The sequence below is a fragment of the Methylopila sp. Yamaguchi genome (genome assembly GCF_002897035.1).
GTDB lineage: Bacteria > Pseudomonadota > Alphaproteobacteria > Rhizobiales > Methylopilaceae > Methylopila.
In genome coordinates this window covers 46,658-61,903 of record NZ_BAUX01000017.1, presented here as the reverse complement: position 1 = coordinate 61,903, position 15,246 = coordinate 46,658, and the positions used below count along the sequence as shown (strand labels likewise).

Below are 15,246 nucleotides of genomic sequence, written 5' to 3'. Positions count from 1 at the left end.
CTAGACGCTTCGGCGTGTCGGCTCAATGACGCATGCGCGCGGACGCATGCGCGCGCGGCGACGGGACGACCGCCCCCTTGCGCGCCTACGACGCGGCGGGCTGCGCGAAGCCGGGTGACGGCGGAATGACGGCGCGGGCGGCCGCGTGCCTCCCCCAAGGCTGAGCCTGCGCCTCGGCCACGACAGCGCGGAGCTGCGCTCCCAGGCGGTTCGCGTACCAAGCTTCGAACGCATCGCCGGGCATCGGCCGGCCGAACAGGTAGCCCTGCCCGAACGTGCACCCGCCCGCGGTCACGAACGCGCGTTGCTCCTCGGTCTCCACGCCTTCCGCCACCGTCTCGACGTCCAGGTTCCGGGCGAGGCCCAGCACCGCCTCCACCACGACCCGGGCGCCCGGCGTCACCAGGGCGTCGCGGACGAAGCTGCGGTCGATCTTCAGCACGTCGAACGGCAGTTGGGTCAGCGCGGCGAAGTTCGAATAGCCGGTGCCGAAGTCGTCGATCGCGATCCGCACCCCTGCGCTCCTGAGCGGCGCCAGCTCCCGGGCGGCGTGGGACGGATCGGCCATGGCTGCGCTTTCGGTGATCTCGAGCTCGATACGGCTGGGATCGGCGCCCGCCTCCCGGATGATCTGGAGAGCCGCCTCCGAAAACCTCGGATTGCGGAACTGCAGCGGCGACACATTGACCGCGACGCGGATCGGGATCCCCATGCTCGCCCACGCCGCCGCCTGCCGGCTGGCCTGGGCCAGCACGAAGCGGCCGAGCGGCTCGACCAGACCGGTCTCCTCCGCCACGGGCACGAACTCGCCGGGCGCGATCAGGCCGCGCAGAGGATGGCGCCACCGCACCAAGGCCTCGGCCCCGATCACGCGGCCGCCGCCAAGCGCGAGCTGCGGCTGGTAATGCACTTCGAGCTCGTCCTCCGCCAGCGCCCGCCGCAGCTCCTGCTCGATCCGGAGGCGTGAGTACGCGCGGTCGTTCAGCTCCGCGCCCGCGATCCGGACGGCGGGGCCGCGCGCGAGCCGGGCCGCGGCGAGCGCCGCGCCGGCCGAACGCATCAAGGCTTCGGCGCGGTCGCCGTGCTGGGGCGCGAAGGCGACGCCGATCGCGGGCGACAGCCCGATCCGATGCTCGTCGAGCCGCAGCGGCCCCTCGAACGCCGCGAGCGTCAGCCTGGCGAGCTCCTCCGCGGCGGCTTCGCCGGCGCCATGGGCGAGCAGGGCGAACTGCGCTTCCCCGATGCGGGCGACGGAGACTGCAAGATCGTCGCCGAGCGCATGGATTGCGCGGGCGCGGCGGGTCCACTCGGCTGCGGCCTCCCGCACGCGGTCGGCGGCGCCATGGACGGCCGCATCGGCGCCGGCCGGTCCGAGGCCGGTCGTGACCCGCTCGAGGCCGCCCACTTCGATCTTAAGCAGCGCGACGCCCTGCCCCACCTGCAGCGCCTCGGACAGCCGACGGTTGAGCCCGTCGCGGTTCATCAGGCGCGTGAGCGGATCGTCGAACGCGGCGCGCCGGAGCGCGGCCGCATTGCGGAACATCTCGCGCGTCATGGTCGAATGCGCTCGGGCGAGATCGCCGATCTCGTCGCGGCGGAGCGCCGCGCGGTCGACCTCGAGGCTTGCGCCGTCGACGCGGCTGATCGCCTGGGCCAGACCGCGCAGCGGGCTGAGCGTGCGTCGAACGACGAGCGCGAAGGCGGGAAGGCCGACGAGGAGCACGGCAAGCGCCGCGATCAGTCCGCGGGACGCGGCGGACGCGGCCGAGGCGTCGGCGGCCGCCAGCGACACGCCGACGCGGAGGGTCGCCTCTCCCCCGCCGCTGAGCGCCACAGTCTTGGCGGCGTGGGCCGCGCCATCGGCCAGGGTGATCGCCGCAGGCCCGTCGCCGCTGGTTTCGGCCAAGACGTCGCGAGCCACCGCGGGCGGCTGCGCGGCAGGCGCCAGGGCGACGACGACGTCGCCTCCGCGCGCGTCGAGCGTGACGTAGAGGGCCTGCGGCCGGGCGGAGAGCGCTTTCAGGACGTCGTGGACCTCATCCCCGCGGCCGAGCGCCTCGGCGGCGGCCTGCACGTCGCCGGCGAGCTCCGCGACCATCCGATCTGCGGCGTCGCGACGGCTTTCGAACGCTGTGAAGGCCACCACGGCTCCGGCGAGCGCGACGAGGAGCAGCCCCGTCAGCGCCGTGAGCCGCGCAGCCAAGCCGTTTCGCCATCCGCCGCGTTGCGCGTCGCCCGTCTTGACCACCGGATTTCCTCATGCGGCTGCGCCGAAGACATGGCCTAGCGCAAACAGAGTGAATCCTTGGTTAGCCAGATGTCCCGGAACGAGACTGTTTGCGCTTCACCTCGCGGTAAGGCGCAGGCGCCTAGGATCATGAGCGCGGGACGAGCCTCGCGCCTGAAGGACAGGGCATGACCGTTCTTGTGACCGGAGGAGCCGGGTACATCGGCTCCCACATGGTGCTGGCGCTGCGCGATCGGGGCGAGCCCGTGGTGGTGCTGGACGACCTTTCCACGGGGGCCCGGCACGCCGTGCCGGCCGAGGTGCCGCTGGTCGTCGGCGACGTCGGCGACGAGGCGCTGGTGCTTCGGACGCTCGCCAAGCACCGGATCGACGCCGTCGCGCATTTCGCGGCGAAGATCGTCGTGCCGGACTCGGTCCGCGATCCCCTCGGGACCTACGGCGCGAACACCGAAAAGACGCGCCGGCTGCTGAGCGCGATGGTCGTCGGCGGCGTCAGCCGCTTCATCTTCTCATCGACCGCGGCGGTCTACGGCCTCCTGCCCCCGACGCCGACGCGGGAGGACGCTCCGCTCGTTCCCGCGTCGCCCTATGGCGCGTCGAAGATGATGTCGGAAAGAATTCTCCAGGACGCCGCGGCGGCGCATGGGCTGCGCTACGTCGTCCTGCGATACTTCAACGTAGCCGGGGCCGACCCGCAGATGCGCACGGGGCAGCGCGCGCCGGGAGCCACCAACCTGATCACCCTCGCCGTCCGCGCGGCCCTCGGCGTGACGGACGGCCTCGACATCCTCGGCGTCGACCTTCCGACGCCCGACGGAACCGGCGTGCGCGACTACATCCACGTCTCGGATCTCGCCGACGCGCATGTGGCGGCTTTGGACCACCTTCGGAACGACGGCGGCAGCCTGACGCTGAACTGCGGCTACGGCGGCGGTTTTTCGGTCCGCGAGGTGATCGCGGCCGTGAAACGCGTGAGCGGACGAGACTTCCCGGTACGCGAAAAGGCCCGCCGAGAGGGCGACCCCTTCGTCTCGGTCGCGGACGCCCGGCGCATTCGCCAGACGCTCCACTGGACGCCGCGGCATGACGACCTGGACACGATCGTCGCGCATGCTTTCGGCTGGGAGCGTCTGCATGGCCCCTTTAGCGCCGACGCCGCGGCGAGAGGACGCCGCCGGGCATCGTAGCGCCGCGTTCCAGGTCGAACGCCAAAACGAAAACGGCCGGGTCAAACCCGGCCGTTCGTCATTCCGATCGTCGTTCAGCTCTCAGAAGACCGCCAGGTACTTCAGCAGCGAAATGATGCCGATGATGATCACGATGATCCGGATGATCTGCTTCGCCCGACCGTCGATCGGCAGCATTCCGACGAGATAAAGCACCAGGAAGATCACCAGGACGGTGATCAGAATGCCGATCAAGGGAGTCATGTTTCGCAGTCCTTTCCGGGTAAGCCACGCAGGCGACGCGGCGAAGCGTCGGCCCGCTTCGGGTTTTCGCGCCGTCGTGCTGTGAAAACGCACGATGGTGTGACTGGTTCCGGAATCATGTCCTCAAGACGGCGAAAAAAAGCGCCGGGCGTGGAGCCCGGCGCTTCGGCAGTCCCAGCGTGAGCGATCCGGCTCAGAGGCCGAAGGGCTCCTGCGTGTTGGTGCGGACCTGCGCCGCATGCAGCTCGTCGAAGAAGGCGGAGATCTCCAGACGGATGCGAGCGAAGATCCGGCCGAAGAACGAGCCGGCGTCGATCGAGGCGGACGAGGCGGATGCGAGGGTGGACGTGGACATGGTGAGGTCCTTTCGGAGATGGGCGTGAAGCGCGGCGCTTCGTTGACGCTGATTTGGCATGTGGCATGCCAGACTTCTACGCCTTTCGTCGCACACCAGTCCTGCGTCCAATGCATCCCGAGTTAAGAGTTTCTACGAAGCTATGCGCCCGCCGCTTCGGTGAGCCGGTCGAGATGCGCGCGGATGTGGGCCGCCTCCGCGGCGGTGCCCGCGAGGGCGATGGCGCGGCCGAAGGCCTCGCGCGCGTCCGCCGTCCGTCCCAGGCGCATCAGCAGCCCGCCCCTCAACCCATGGAAATGGAAGTAGCCGTCGAGCCTCGCGGCGAGCGGCTCGATCATCGCAAGCGCCTGCTCGGCGCCGGCGACCTTCCAGGTCGCCACAGCCCGGTTCAACGTGACGACCGGCGAGGGCTGCATGATCTCGAGCGTCGCGTACAGCGCGTCGATGCCGCTCCAGTCCGTCTGCTCAGGCCGAGCGGCGCGGGCGTGCAGACCGGCGATCGCCGCCTGCACCTGATAAGGGCCCGGCCGGCGATGGCGGATCGCCTTGTCGATCAGCGCTAGCCCCTCGGCGATCATCGGGCGGTTCCAGCGGCTGCGGTCCTGGTCCTCGAGCAGCACCACCGCGCCGTCCGCATCGAACCGGCTCGCCGCGCGGGCGTGCTGCAGCAGCATGAGCGCCGTAAGCCCCATGATCTCGGGCTCGGTCGGAAACAGCCGGAGCAGGATCCGCGTCAGCCGGATCGCTTCGTCGGCGAGCTTCGCGCGCTCGTCCGCCTCCGTTCCCTGGGCCGAGTAGCCTTCGTTGAAGACGAGGTAGAGCATGGCGGCGACCGCCGCGAGGCGCTCCGCCCGCTCCACCGCGCCGGGGACTTCAAACGGCACGCCGGCGCGGGCGATCTTCGCCTTGGCGCGGGTGATCCGCTGCTCCATCGCGCTCTCGCCCACGAGGAAGGCGCGGGCGATCTGCCGGACCGAGAGCCCGGAGACGATCCGCAGCGCGAGCGCGATCTGCTGCGTCGACGGCAGGTCGGGATGGCAGCAGACGAACAGCAGCCGCAGGACGTCGTCGCGGTAGTTCGCGCCGTCGATCCGCTCCGCCGCAGCCGCTTCGGCGTCCTCGCGGTCCGACAGCGCGTCCTCGTCCGAAAGCTCCTGCTCCCGGGAGCGCTTGCGCACGGCGTCGACCGCGACGTTTCGGCCGACGAAGATCAGCCACGCCGCGGGATCGCGCGGCGGCCCGTTGTCCGGCCAATGCTTCAAGGCCTTGAGGCAGGCCTCCTGGAAGGCCTCTTCCGCGAGGTCGAGATCGCGAAACCGTCGGAGCAGCGCCGCGACCGCCTGCGGACGGGCGGCGGCGAGCGCCGCGCCGATCCAGTCGCCGGAGGCCATGGCGCCGCCGCTCATCCGCCCGCGGGCTCCGCGCGTCCCGGCAGGAACAGGCCGATCGGCCTGAGCTCGTAGGCGCCGCCGGGGTTGGCCTTAGCCAGCGCCTTCGCGGTGTCGAGCGCTTCGTCGAGATCGGCGCAGTCGACGACATAGAAGCCGAGCAATTGCTCCTTTGTCTCCGCGAAGGGGCCGTCGATCACCAACGGCGGATCCTGGTCCTTGCGCAGAGTGGTCGCCGCGGTCGTCGGCAGCAGCCGCGCCGCGGGCCCCAGCCGGCCTTTCGCCTTCAGGTCGTCGTGCACGACCGCAAGCCTCGCCATGACGGCGTCGTCTTCTTCCTGCGACCAGGCGCACACCACGTCTTCGCGGTGGTAGCAAAGGATGGCGTACAGCATCGGCGTCCTCCGTCGTCTGCAAGGACGGACGACTATGCCTCGGCCCGACACGCGTGGCGACCAACCGCCGATCAATCCCGGCGCGTCGCCCCTCAGCCTCGCAGCGAAGCCGCGGTGGGACACATCGGCTCTGGCCTGGGCGGCGCTCGCCTATGTCTCGCTGTTCAGCACGCGGATCGGCTTCGTGTTCGTGCACCGCGGACTGGTCCAAGGCGGGATCGCGGCGCTGGGCCAGCTTCAGCTGCTGCAACCCTTCGTGGAGCTTGCGCTCGCCGGCGGCTTGCTGGGCGAGCCGGTGAGCCCCGCGATGGTCGCGGTCACGCTCGGCGTGGTCGGCTGCGTCGCCGGAGCGCGACGCTTCGCCGGCAAAACCGGGAGCGCCCTGGCTTCCGCGCCGCGATCGTCCTGATCCGTCCGGGAGCGTGGCCCTCCGGCCACGCCGCGCCGTCAACCTCCGTCTGATGCGTACTTTCCTGTATTTCGCAAAGCGCGCGCACACGACAATCGTTCGACAACTTACCTCCGTCTCGAAGGACGCGCCGCGCCTTGGCCGAAACCCAGTTTCCCCTCCCCACCGACGATCTCTTCGACGATCAGTGGCATCTTCATGCGCCGAATGAAGGCTACGATCTGAACGTCCTCGGCGCGTGGAGCGACTACACCGGCGCCGGCGTCGCCGTTTGGGTGTTCGACGATGGTTTCGACACACAGCACTGCGATCTCAAGCCGAACTATGATCGGACGCTGGACTACGATTATCTTCAGCGCGACGGAGACGCCTCGCCCGGCTACGCCGAGGATGCGCACGGCACCGCCGTGATGGGATTGATCGGCGCTGCGCGCAACGGATCGGGCGCAGTCGGCGTCGCCTACGACGCGACCCTCGTCGGGCTCCGAGGCTATTCGGATTCGCCGTCGAGTTCCGACACCATCTACGACTACGTCGCCAATCTCTCCAAAGGGCTCGCCGACGCCGCTTCGAAGGGCGCGGACGTGCTGAACATCAGCAACGGTTACGCCGCGTACTTCGACATCAAGGACGCGGCCGGCAACCGCTTTGGCGACGCGATCGTCGCAGCGGCCGCCCGTGCCGTGGAAACCGGCCGCGACGGCCTCGGCCTGAACATCGTCAAGGCCGCCGGGAATTACGGCGACCTTCTATTCAACACCGGCATGACCGCGGTCGAAAACGATCCCCACATGATCGTCGTGGGGGCGGTCGAGCGGAGCGGCGACGTGTCGTCCTACACGACCCGGGGCGCGAATCTGCTCGTGTCGGCCTTCGGAACCTGGGGCGAGGTCGTCACCACCGACCGAACGGGGGCCGCCGGGTACGGCAGCTCCGACTCCTTTTCCGCCTTCGCCGGCACCTCCGCCGCCGCGCCGATGGTCAGCGGCGTCGTCGCGCTGATGCTGGAGGCGAACCCGCTGCTCGGCTGGCGGGACGTGCAGGACATCCTGGCCTACTCCGCGCGACATGTCGGCGGCGCGGTGGGCGGCGCGATGATGGGAGCCGAAACCTCCCGTTGGACGCAGAACGGAGGCTCCCACTGGAACGGCGGCGGGCTGCACCATTCGAACGATTATGGCTTCGGCCTCGTGGACGCGACGGCCGCCGCGCGTCTGGCCGAGCACTGGACGACGGCCGCCGCTGCGGAGACGTCGGCGAACGACACGGTCCTGGATCAGGCGGTGCGCTCGAACGCTTGGATCAACCTGACCGGCGGCGCCAACACGACGGTTTCGACCAGCATCAACGCGGACCTAACGATCGACTACTCCCAGGTGACGCTTTCCTTCGATCGCTACGCCTTGGCGAACGCCCAGAACCTGCGCGTCACGCTGGTCTCGCCCGACGGCGTCCGCAGCGTTCTGCATTCCGGCGCCCTCGATCCCGCCTACCTCCCGCCCGAATGGACGTTCACGACCCAGGCGTTCCGTGGGGACGAGGTTCAGGGCTCCTGGAAAGTCGTGATCCAGAACGCGGGCTCCGCCACCACCTATTTCGCGGTGACGGACGTCGACATCCGTCACGTCGGCGCGACCGGCGCGACGGAGAGTTTCCGTGACACCTATGTCTTCACCGACGAACTCAGCGACTTCGTGACCACCGCGGGTCGCTCGCTGGTCGACAAGGACGGCGGGATCGACACCCTGAACGCCGCTGCGGTGACCTCGAACTCGACGCTTGACCTCACCTTCGGCGGCCGCTCGACGATCGATGGGGTGGTGGTCGTCACGAAAGCGGACATCGAGAACGCCATCGGCGGCGACGGCGACGACACGCTGATCGGCAACGCGCTCGACAATGTGCTGATCGGCGGCCGGGGCGACGACGTCTATGTGGTCGACAGCGCGCGGGATCAGGTGCGGGAAAAGGCCGGTGAGGGCGTCGATCTCGTGCGCGCTTCGGTGAGCCTGCGCCTCGGCGAGCACGTCGAGGATCTGACGCTCACCGGCGCCGGCGCGCTCGTGGGCTACGGCAACGACGCGGCGAATGCTCTGACGGGCAACGAGGGGGCGAACCGTCTCGAGGGCCTAGGCGGGAACGACACGCTGGACGGGGGCGGCGGAAAGGACCTGCTGATCGGCGGTGCCGGGGACGACGTCTATCTCCTTGCCGAGGCGGGCGACGTCGTTCGGGAAGCGGTCGGCGGCGGAACGGATTTGGTTGTGGCCTCGGTGTCCGCGACGCTCGGGGCGAACGTCGAAAACCTGACGCTTGTCGGATCCGGCGCCCTCGCCGGCGTCGGCAACGAGGTCGCGAACGTCCTGACCGGCGGCGACGGCGCGAACCGTCTCGACGGGCGGGGCGGCGCGGACGTCATGGCCGGCGGGCGGGGCGATGACGTCTACGTCGTCGATAGCGCGCTCGACCAGGTGCGGGAGACCGCCGGCGCAGGCGTCGACACGATCCAGACCTCGGTGTCGCTGACGCTCGCCGCCAACGTCGAGAACCTTGTGATCACCGGAACGGAGGGCCTGGCCGGGACCGGCAACGCCCTCGCGAACACGCTCATCGGCAACGCCGCGGCGAACCGGCTCGACGGCGGCGCGGGCGCTGACATCATATCGGGAGGCTTAGGCGACGACGTCTATGTCGTCGACAACACCCTGGATCAGGTGAGGGAGTCCGCCGGCGCCGGCTTCGACACGGTCGAGACGTCGCGCTCGATCACGCTCGCCGCCAACGTCGAGATGCTGGTCTTCACGGGCTCGGCGAACCTGTCGGGCGTCGGGAATGCGGTGGGCAACGTCATCGTGGGCAACGCCGGCGCGAATCTGATCGAGGGCCGCGGCGGGTCGGACACGCTGACCGGCGGAAGCGGCGCGGACATCTTCCTGTTCTCCGACCGACCGAACGGCGTATCGATCGACCTCGTGACCGACTTCGACGTCATTGCGGACACCCTGCGCCTCGACGATGCGGCGTTCGCCGGTCTCGCGCTGGGGCGGCTCGCGACCGCGGCCTTCGCGCTCGGGACCGAGGCCGCCGACGCCGTGGACCGCATCCTGTACGATCCGACTGCAGGCGGGCTGTACTTCGACCGCGACGGCAGCGCCGCGACCTACGCGGCCGTCCAGTTCGCCACGCTCAGCTCCGGCCTCGACCTAACTTGGCGGGACATCGTGGTGGTGTGAACCGTCGCGCCGCCGCCTTCCGCACGATCAGACGCGAAGCGCATCTTGTGCCGGTGCGCCGCCCCGTGTAAGGAGCGCGGATCGACGCTCGCCGATACGCGGAGAGGTGCCAGAGTGGTCGATTGGGACGGTCTCGAAAACCGTTGTGCGGGCAACCGTACCGTGGGTTCGAATCCCACCCTCTCCGCCACGTACCCGCAGCGCTGAAGTAAGACGTCATCGGGCGGGCGCGCATGGCGCGGATGGCGCCCGCGAGGGGGTCTTGCCGGGCGGTTCTCGGGTTCTGACGCGAATGGCGTCGATCTGTTGCCCCGAGGCGCTTGGCGAAGGTTGGCTCGGCGAGAGCTCTCAGCTTGACGGAGAGCCGCCGCGGTTCTCAGGCCGAACCATGGACAAGCGGGCCTTTAGCCCCAGGCTCAAGGCCCGGGGCGGCAACGGTCAGAAAGTCGTCCCAGCCGCCGTCGCGAAGGCGTCGGCGATCGGGCCGAGCGTCAGGGCCGGGAAGTAGGTGAGCCCGCCCACGATCACGATCACGCCCACCAGCAGCCCGACGAACAGGGGCCCATGGGTCGGGAAGGTGCCCGCCGAGACCGGGACGACCGGCTTGCGGGCGAGCGAGCCTGCGACTGCGAGCATCGGCACGATCAGCGCGAAACGCCCGATCATCATCCCCGCGGCGAGCAGGATGTTCCAGAACGGCGCGTTGGCGGTGAGGCCCGAGAAGGCCGAGCCGTTGTTGGCCGCGGCGGAGGTCGTCGCGTAGAGCATCTCCGAGAAGCCGTGCGGGCCGCTCTCCTGCAGCCCCGCGAGGCCGAGCGGGCTGACGGCCGCGACCGCGAGCCCGATCAGCGTCGCCGCCGGCGAGCAGAGCAGCGCCAGCATGGTGAGCTTCACCTCCCGGGATTCGATCTTCTTGCCGACGTACTCCGGCGTCCGCCCAACCATGAGCCCGGCGACGAACACCGCAACCACGGCGAAAAGCAGAACGCCGTAGAGCCCGGCGCCGACGCCGCCGACGATCACCTCGCCCAGCTGCATGTTGATCATCGGGATCAGCCCGCCGATCGCCGAGAAACTGTCGTGCATGGCGTTGACCGCGCCGCAGGAGGCCGCCGTCGTCACCACCGCGAACAGCGCCGAGAGCGCGAGCCCGAAGCGGACCTCCTTGCCCTCCATGTTGCCGCCGGCGGCGTCGAGACCCAACGCCGCGTGGATCGGATTGGCGCCCGCTTCCGCCCAATAGACGAGCGCGACGCCGACGAGGAACAGCGCGCCCATCGCGCCGAAGATCGCCCAGCCCTGGCGCTCGTCCCCCACCATGCGGCCGAAGACGTTGGTCAGGGCGGCCCCGATCGCGAAGATCGAGATCATCTGGATGAGGTTGGCGAGCGCCGAGGGGTTTTCGAAGGGATGGGCGGAGTTGGCGTTGAAGAAGCCGCCGCCGTTGGTGCCGAGCATCTTGATCGCGAGTTGGCTTGCGACCGGTCCGAGCGCGATCGTCTGGTCGGCGCCCTCGAGCGTCTTGGCGTTGACGTAAGGCTCGAGCGTCTGAGGGACGCCGAGCGTGACATAGACCAGCGCGAGCAGAACGCAGGCCGGCAGCAGGACGTAGAGAACCGACCGCGTGAGGTCGGCCCAGAAGTTGCCGAGGCCAGCGGCGGACCGACGCGCGAAGCCCCGCACGAGCGCAACGGCGACCGCCATGCCGGTCGCCGCCGAAACGAAGTTCTGCACGGTCAGCGCCCACATCTGGGAGCCGTAGGACAGCGTCGCCTCGCCGCCATAAGACTGCCAGTTCGTGTTGGTCACGAACGAGATCGCTGTGTTCAACGCGAGGTCGGGGGCTGCGCCGGGAAACCCTTGCGGGTTGAGCGGCAAGACGCCCTGAAGCCGCAGGAGCCCATAGACCGCGACAAAGCCGGCGAGGTTGAAGGCGAGCATCGCGAGCGCATAGGACGTCCAGCCTTGTTCGGCCTCGGGCCGGACGCCCGCAAGGCGGTAGAGGGCGCGCTCCACCGGCGCGAGGACCGGGTGGAGAAACGTGCGTTCATCGGAGTAGAGCCGGGTCAAAAAGCCGCCGAGGGGGCGCGTAAGCGCAAGCACGAGCGCGCAGAACACCGCGATCTGCAGCCATCCGTTGAGGGTCATGAATGTCGTCCGGAAAAGAAGAGCGCTCAGAACCGCTCGGGCCGCAACAGCGCTGCGACGAAAACGGCGGCCGAGGCGAGCGCGGCGGCGCCGCCGAGAGCGGCGTCCAGGAGGGGGAGACCGAGCAGGGTCATGCGCGCGCCATCCGCTCACACGCGACGGCACAGGCCGCAAGGGCTCGGACGGGGCCGGAGCCGGCCGCCAGCATCAGGATGTTCGCCATGTTCCAAAGCTCCGCGGCGACTGTCGCCGCGTGACGACCATGAAGCCGGAGCGCGTTGGGAGTTGAGAGGGCGCGCCGCCGCTGCGCGTTAAAGCGGCGTTGGGACGCCAGGCTTCGGCATGAGACCGCCTCGCAAAGCGCCGCGAGCGGGCGCCTCGGCCGCTGCCGCGAAAGCCGGCTACCCCGCGGTCTGATCGGCGCTTTCGAACGAAGGCCGCAGACCGGCGTGATCCGTGGCCGACCTCGGCTCTCGAACGGCCGCGACCGCGCGCTTGGCGGCCGGCGCGGGCAGATCGAGGCGAACGAGCAGTCCGCGCGGCTTTCCGTCCAGCAGCGTCATCGCTCCCCCGTGGCCGCTGACGACCTCCTGGACGATCGACAGTCCGAGGCCGAACCCGCTCTGCGCGTTCGACGCGCGACTGGCGTCGCCCTTGAAGAACGGCTCGACGACCTTCGCCCGCAACTCAGCCGGGATGCCCGGGCCGTCGTCCGCCACCTCGATGCGGACGCCGCCCTCGGCCATGGGCTCGAGGCGCACCGTGACGACCTCGCCGAACTTGACGCCGTTGTCGACGAGGTTGGTCACGGCGCGTATCAGGACTTGCGGCTTGCAGTCGAAAGCCAGTTTGTTTGGCCCGGCGTAAGTCACCGGCAGATCGGCGTTCGCGAAATCATGGCAGACCGTCTGGAGCAGGCTCGGCAAGTCGACGCGCTGCGTCGTCTCCGTGGCCACATCCCTGTGCAGGTAGGTCAGCGTCTCCTGGATCATCGCGTCGATCCGGCTGATGTCGGTCAGCATCGCGTCCCGCAGGCTCGCATCGGTCGATCGTTCGGCGCGCATGCGAAGGCGGGTCAGCGGCGTCCTGAGATCATGGCTGATCGCCCGCACCATGCGTGTGCGGCCGTCGATCATCTCCCGGATGCGGGCGCGCATGTCGTTGAGCGAACGCGCCAGCGCCCTGATTTCGCGCGGGCCTCCCTCCTCGAACGGCCGCTCGGGGCCCTCGTCGGGTTTGAGGGCCAGCGCTTCACGGGCGAAGTTCGTAAGCGGCGCGATGATCACGGCTCCCGCGTAAAGGGACACGAGCAGCATCGGCAGGACGACCACAAGCACTTTCGGAAGGAACAGCAGGCGCTCGGGGTGAAGCCACGGGAGCGACGGCCGGACCGCCGGCGCGAACGCCAGGACGTCGCCGTGCGCGAGAGGCACGACGATGACGTCCGCCGTCCCCCCCGCCGTGGTCCGCCGCCGAACTTCGGCGCCGAGGGACGAGGCGAGTTCGCCCCGGATTTCGCCGATGTCGCAGTCCGAGGTGTGGATCGGCGTAAGCTCCGCCTGCGCCGTTCTGGACGACAACCTCTCAACCCCGAGGCCCGTCCGGCTCGTCGCGGCCATGACCGCGTCCGCGGCCTGCGGCGAGCCTGCCGCCTCGAGCTGGGAGATGACGACCTGGATCTTGATCGCCATACGGCTCTTGTAAGGCGTCTTGTTCTCGCTGCTGTAGATGAGGCTCGCCGCAACCACTACGGCGAGGATCGGCAACGCCGTTAGGACGATGATCTGCCGACGGATCGACCCGCAGAGAAACAGTGATCGCCAAGAGCTCATGACGCGTCGACCATTGGCGTGAAGAGGTAACCGCCGAGCCGCACGGTCTTGATGTAGCTTGGATCCTTCGGGTTCGGCTCGATCTTCTGGCGGATGCGGCTGACGTGGACGTCGACGCTGCGCTCGACGGGGCCGGCGACGCCTGCGTGAGTGAGCGCCAGAAGCTGCTCGCGGGTCAGCACCTGCCCGGCGTTGAGGCAGAGCGCGACGAGCAGGTCGAACTCCGCGGTCGTCATGAACACGTGCGATCCCTCGGGGTCCACCAGCGTGCGGGCGACCGGATCGATCCGCCATCCCGCGAACGTCATGACGTCGGCCCGTCCCGGGCGTTCCGACCCATAGGAGGCGCGCCGCAGCAGGCCTTTGATACGGGCGAGCAGCTCGCGGGTGTTGAACGGCTTGGTGACGTAGTCGTCAGCGCCGAATTCGAGTCCCACGATGCGATCGACGTCGGACGCCACCGCCGTCAGCATGATGATGGGGGTGCGCCCGTCGGCCCGCAGCCGCCGGCAGATGCTGAAGCCATCCTCGCCCGGCAGCATGACGTCCAGCACGACAAGGTCGAAGGACTGACGCCGGAGCAGACGGTCCATCTCCGCCCCGGACTTCGCGGCCACCGCGGCGTAGCCGTTCTGGGACAGGGTCTCGGCCAGCATGTCCGCGATGTCGCGATCGTCCTCGACCAGAAGGATCGAGGCCGGAAGGTCCTGGGCGCAGGTCTGCGTCTGCGTGTTCATCGCGCGCCTTTGCGAGGGGGCAATTCCGAAGCGTCTCACGCTCGCCGCGGAGCTGTCACGCCGGGAGATGTTTTGTTTTGTGAACCGGCTACCCGAAGGTCGCGCCGGTCATCGCCTCGGAGTATCGCCACAGGCGGGCGGCGGCGGTCTCGTCCAGCGCTTGCGGCGGGGCTTTGGCCTCCGCCGGAGGCCCCCGCGTCTCGCCCAACCGGCTTGGTCCGTAGTAGCCGCCCGGTTTGGCCTCCGGCGAGGTCGCCGCGAACAAGGTCGGCAGCGCCCCTTGGGCCGCGGGTTGGAACAGGAACCAGAGCGCGGACCGAAGGGCGCCAACGCCGCTCCACCGGCCGGGCGCGTTGTGCAGGAGAGCCGTGCGCGAGATTCCCGGATGCGCCGCGATGCTGGCGACGCCCCATCCCCCGGCCGCGCTGCGCCGTTGCAGCTCGAATGCGAACATCAGACACGCGAGCTTCGACTGGCTGTAGGCGGGCATGGGCCTATAGCCCTTCTCGGCGTTCAGGTCGTCGAAGTCGATGGCGCCGCGACGCGCGGCCACGCTCGACAGCGTCACGACGCGCGCCTCGTTCCCCTCCCGCAGGAGCGGCATGAGACTGCGCGTCAGCGCGAAGTGCGCGAGATAGTTCGTGCCTAGCTGCAGCTCGAAACCATCCTTGGTGGTCGCACGGCGCGGAGGCGTCATCACGCCGGCGTTGTTGACCAGAAGATCGAGGCTTCTCTTTTGGGCGCGCAGACGCTCGCCGAGCGCCCGAACGGAGTTCAGCTCGGCGAGATCCACCTGCTCGAACCGCACGTCCGTCGACCCCAGCTCACGTTGAATGCTTCCGACCGCCGCGGCGCCCTTCTGACGATCCCGGCCCGCGATGATGACCTCCCCGCCCGCGCGGGCCAAAGCGAGCGCGGTCTGGTAACCGAGCCCGCCTGTCCCGGTCACGATCGCCGAACGGCCTTTCTGCGAGGGAATGTCCGAGGCCGACCAGCTCTTCATCGTTCATCTCGATCCGCGGGGATCCCGGCAGGAGCACGCTGCGGACAGGCGAACCATGAGGCGGTCAC

11 protein-coding genes, 1 tRNA gene and 1 pseudogene are annotated in these 15,246 nt (G+C 69.3%); 4 read left to right on the top strand and 9 right to left on the bottom strand.

The features are described from left to right. Positions 1–85: 85 nt before the first annotated feature. Positions 86–2,203 carry a putative bifunctional diguanylate cyclase/phosphodiesterase gene (locus METY_RS17445; RefSeq protein ID WP_244593718.1) on the bottom strand — a complete coding sequence of 706 codons (2,118 nt, stop codon included), beginning with the start codon at positions 2,201–2,203 and terminating at the stop codon, positions 86–88. 212 nt (positions 2,204–2,415) lie between these two features. Here METY_RS17445 and galE point away from each other — a divergent pair, with 212 nt between their 5' ends. Continuing rightward, on the top strand, positions 2,416–3,435 hold the full coding sequence (galE, locus tag METY_RS17440; protein ID WP_103122660.1) for a UDP-glucose 4-epimerase GalE: 1,020 nt from the start codon (positions 2,416–2,418) through the stop codon (positions 3,433–3,435). Positions 3,436–3,516: 81 nt separating this feature from the next. Here galE and METY_RS21270 read toward each other — a convergent pair whose 3' ends face one another. From METY_RS21270 to METY_RS17430, 4 genes are all read right to left on the bottom strand, one after another. Continuing rightward, positions 3,517–3,678, bottom strand: coding sequence for a Thivi_2564 family membrane protein (locus METY_RS21270; protein WP_020187658.1), 162 nt, complete (start codon positions 3,676–3,678; stop codon positions 3,517–3,519). A 193-nt stretch (positions 3,679–3,871) separates the two neighbouring features. After that, positions 3,872–4,033 (bottom strand): hypothetical protein, encoded by a 162-nt coding sequence (locus tag METY_RS21135; RefSeq protein ID WP_160147384.1) that lies wholly within the window; start codon positions 4,031–4,033, stop codon positions 3,872–3,874. Positions 4,034–4,173: 140 nt separating this feature from the next. Next, positions 4,174–5,439, bottom strand: a complete 1,266-nt coding sequence (locus tag METY_RS17435) for an RNA polymerase sigma factor (protein ID WP_103122659.1) — start codon at positions 5,437–5,439, stop codon at positions 4,174–4,176. Continuing rightward, positions 5,436–5,816, bottom strand: coding sequence for a YciI family protein (locus tag METY_RS17430; protein ID WP_103122658.1), 381 nt, complete (start codon positions 5,814–5,816; stop codon positions 5,436–5,438). The genes METY_RS17435 and METY_RS17430 overlap by 4 nt, the downstream gene beginning before the upstream one ends. Before the next feature lie 76 nt (positions 5,817–5,892). Here METY_RS17430 and METY_RS17425 point away from each other — a divergent pair. The 3 genes and pseudogenes from METY_RS17425 to METY_RS17415 form a co-directional block, all read left to right on the top strand. Then, positions 5,893–6,225, top strand: a pseudogene (locus METY_RS17425) (EamA family transporter); the annotation flags it as partial. A gap of 137 nt (positions 6,226–6,362) precedes the next feature. Then, on the top strand, positions 6,363–9,458 hold the full coding sequence (locus tag METY_RS17420; RefSeq protein WP_103122657.1) for a S8 family serine peptidase: 3,096 nt from the start codon (positions 6,363–6,365) through the stop codon (positions 9,456–9,458). Positions 9,459–9,558: 100 nt separating this feature from the next. Next, positions 9,559–9,648: transfer RNA gene (locus tag METY_RS17415), tRNA-Ser, on the top strand. A 248-nt stretch (positions 9,649–9,896) separates the two neighbouring features. Here the strand turns inward: METY_RS17415 and kdpA are convergent. The 4 genes from kdpA to METY_RS17395 form a co-directional block, all read right to left on the bottom strand. Continuing rightward, positions 9,897–11,606, bottom strand: a complete 1,710-nt coding sequence (gene kdpA, locus METY_RS17410; RefSeq protein ID WP_103122656.1) for a potassium-transporting ATPase subunit KdpA — start codon at positions 11,604–11,606, stop codon at positions 9,897–9,899. Positions 11,607–12,007: 401 nt separating this feature from the next. After that, positions 12,008–13,438 (bottom strand): sensor histidine kinase, encoded by a 1,431-nt coding sequence (locus METY_RS17405; protein ID WP_103122655.1) that lies wholly within the window; start codon positions 13,436–13,438, stop codon positions 12,008–12,010. Next, positions 13,435–14,175 carry a response regulator gene (locus METY_RS17400; protein WP_103122654.1) on the bottom strand — a complete coding sequence of 247 codons (741 nt, stop codon included), beginning with the start codon at positions 14,173–14,175 and terminating at the stop codon, positions 13,435–13,437. The genes METY_RS17405 and METY_RS17400 overlap by 4 nt, the downstream gene beginning before the upstream one ends. A gap of 88 nt (positions 14,176–14,263) precedes the next feature. Next, positions 14,264–15,178 (bottom strand): SDR family oxidoreductase, encoded by a 915-nt coding sequence (locus METY_RS17395; RefSeq protein WP_103122653.1) that lies wholly within the window; start codon positions 15,176–15,178, stop codon positions 14,264–14,266. Positions 15,179–15,246: the final 68 nt, after the last annotated feature.

Excerpts from the sequence above, each read along its gene's own strand:
- galE (WP_103122660.1), top strand. The coding sequence starts at position 2,416 with ATGACCGTTCTTGTGACCGGAGGAGCCGGGTACATCGGCTCCCACATG.
- METY_RS21270 (WP_020187658.1), bottom strand. The coding sequence starts at position 3,678 with ATGACTCCCTTGATCGGCATTCTGATCACCGTCCTGGTGATCTTCCTG.
- METY_RS21135 (WP_160147384.1), bottom strand. The coding sequence starts at position 4,033 with ATGTCCACGTCCACCCTCGCATCCGCCTCGTCCGCCTCGATCGACGCC.
- METY_RS17435 (WP_103122659.1), bottom strand. The coding sequence starts at position 5,439 with ATGAGCGGCGGCGCCATGGCCTCCGGCGACTGGATCGGCGCGGCGCTC.
- METY_RS17430 (WP_103122658.1), bottom strand. The coding sequence starts at position 5,816 with ATGCTGTACGCCATCCTTTGCTACCACCGCGAAGACGTGGTGTGCGCC.
- kdpA (WP_103122656.1), bottom strand. The coding sequence starts at position 11,606 with ATGACCCTCAACGGATGGCTGCAGATCGCGGTGTTCTGCGCGCTCGTG.
- METY_RS17405 (WP_103122655.1), bottom strand. The coding sequence starts at position 13,438 with ATGAGCTCTTGGCGATCACTGTTTCTCTGCGGGTCGATCCGTCGGCAG.
- METY_RS17400 (WP_103122654.1), bottom strand. The coding sequence starts at position 14,175 with ATGAACACGCAGACGCAGACCTGCGCCCAGGACCTTCCGGCCTCGATC.
- METY_RS17395 (WP_103122653.1), bottom strand. The coding sequence starts at position 15,178 with ATGAAGAGCTGGTCGGCCTCGGACATTCCCTCGCAGAAAGGCCGTTCG.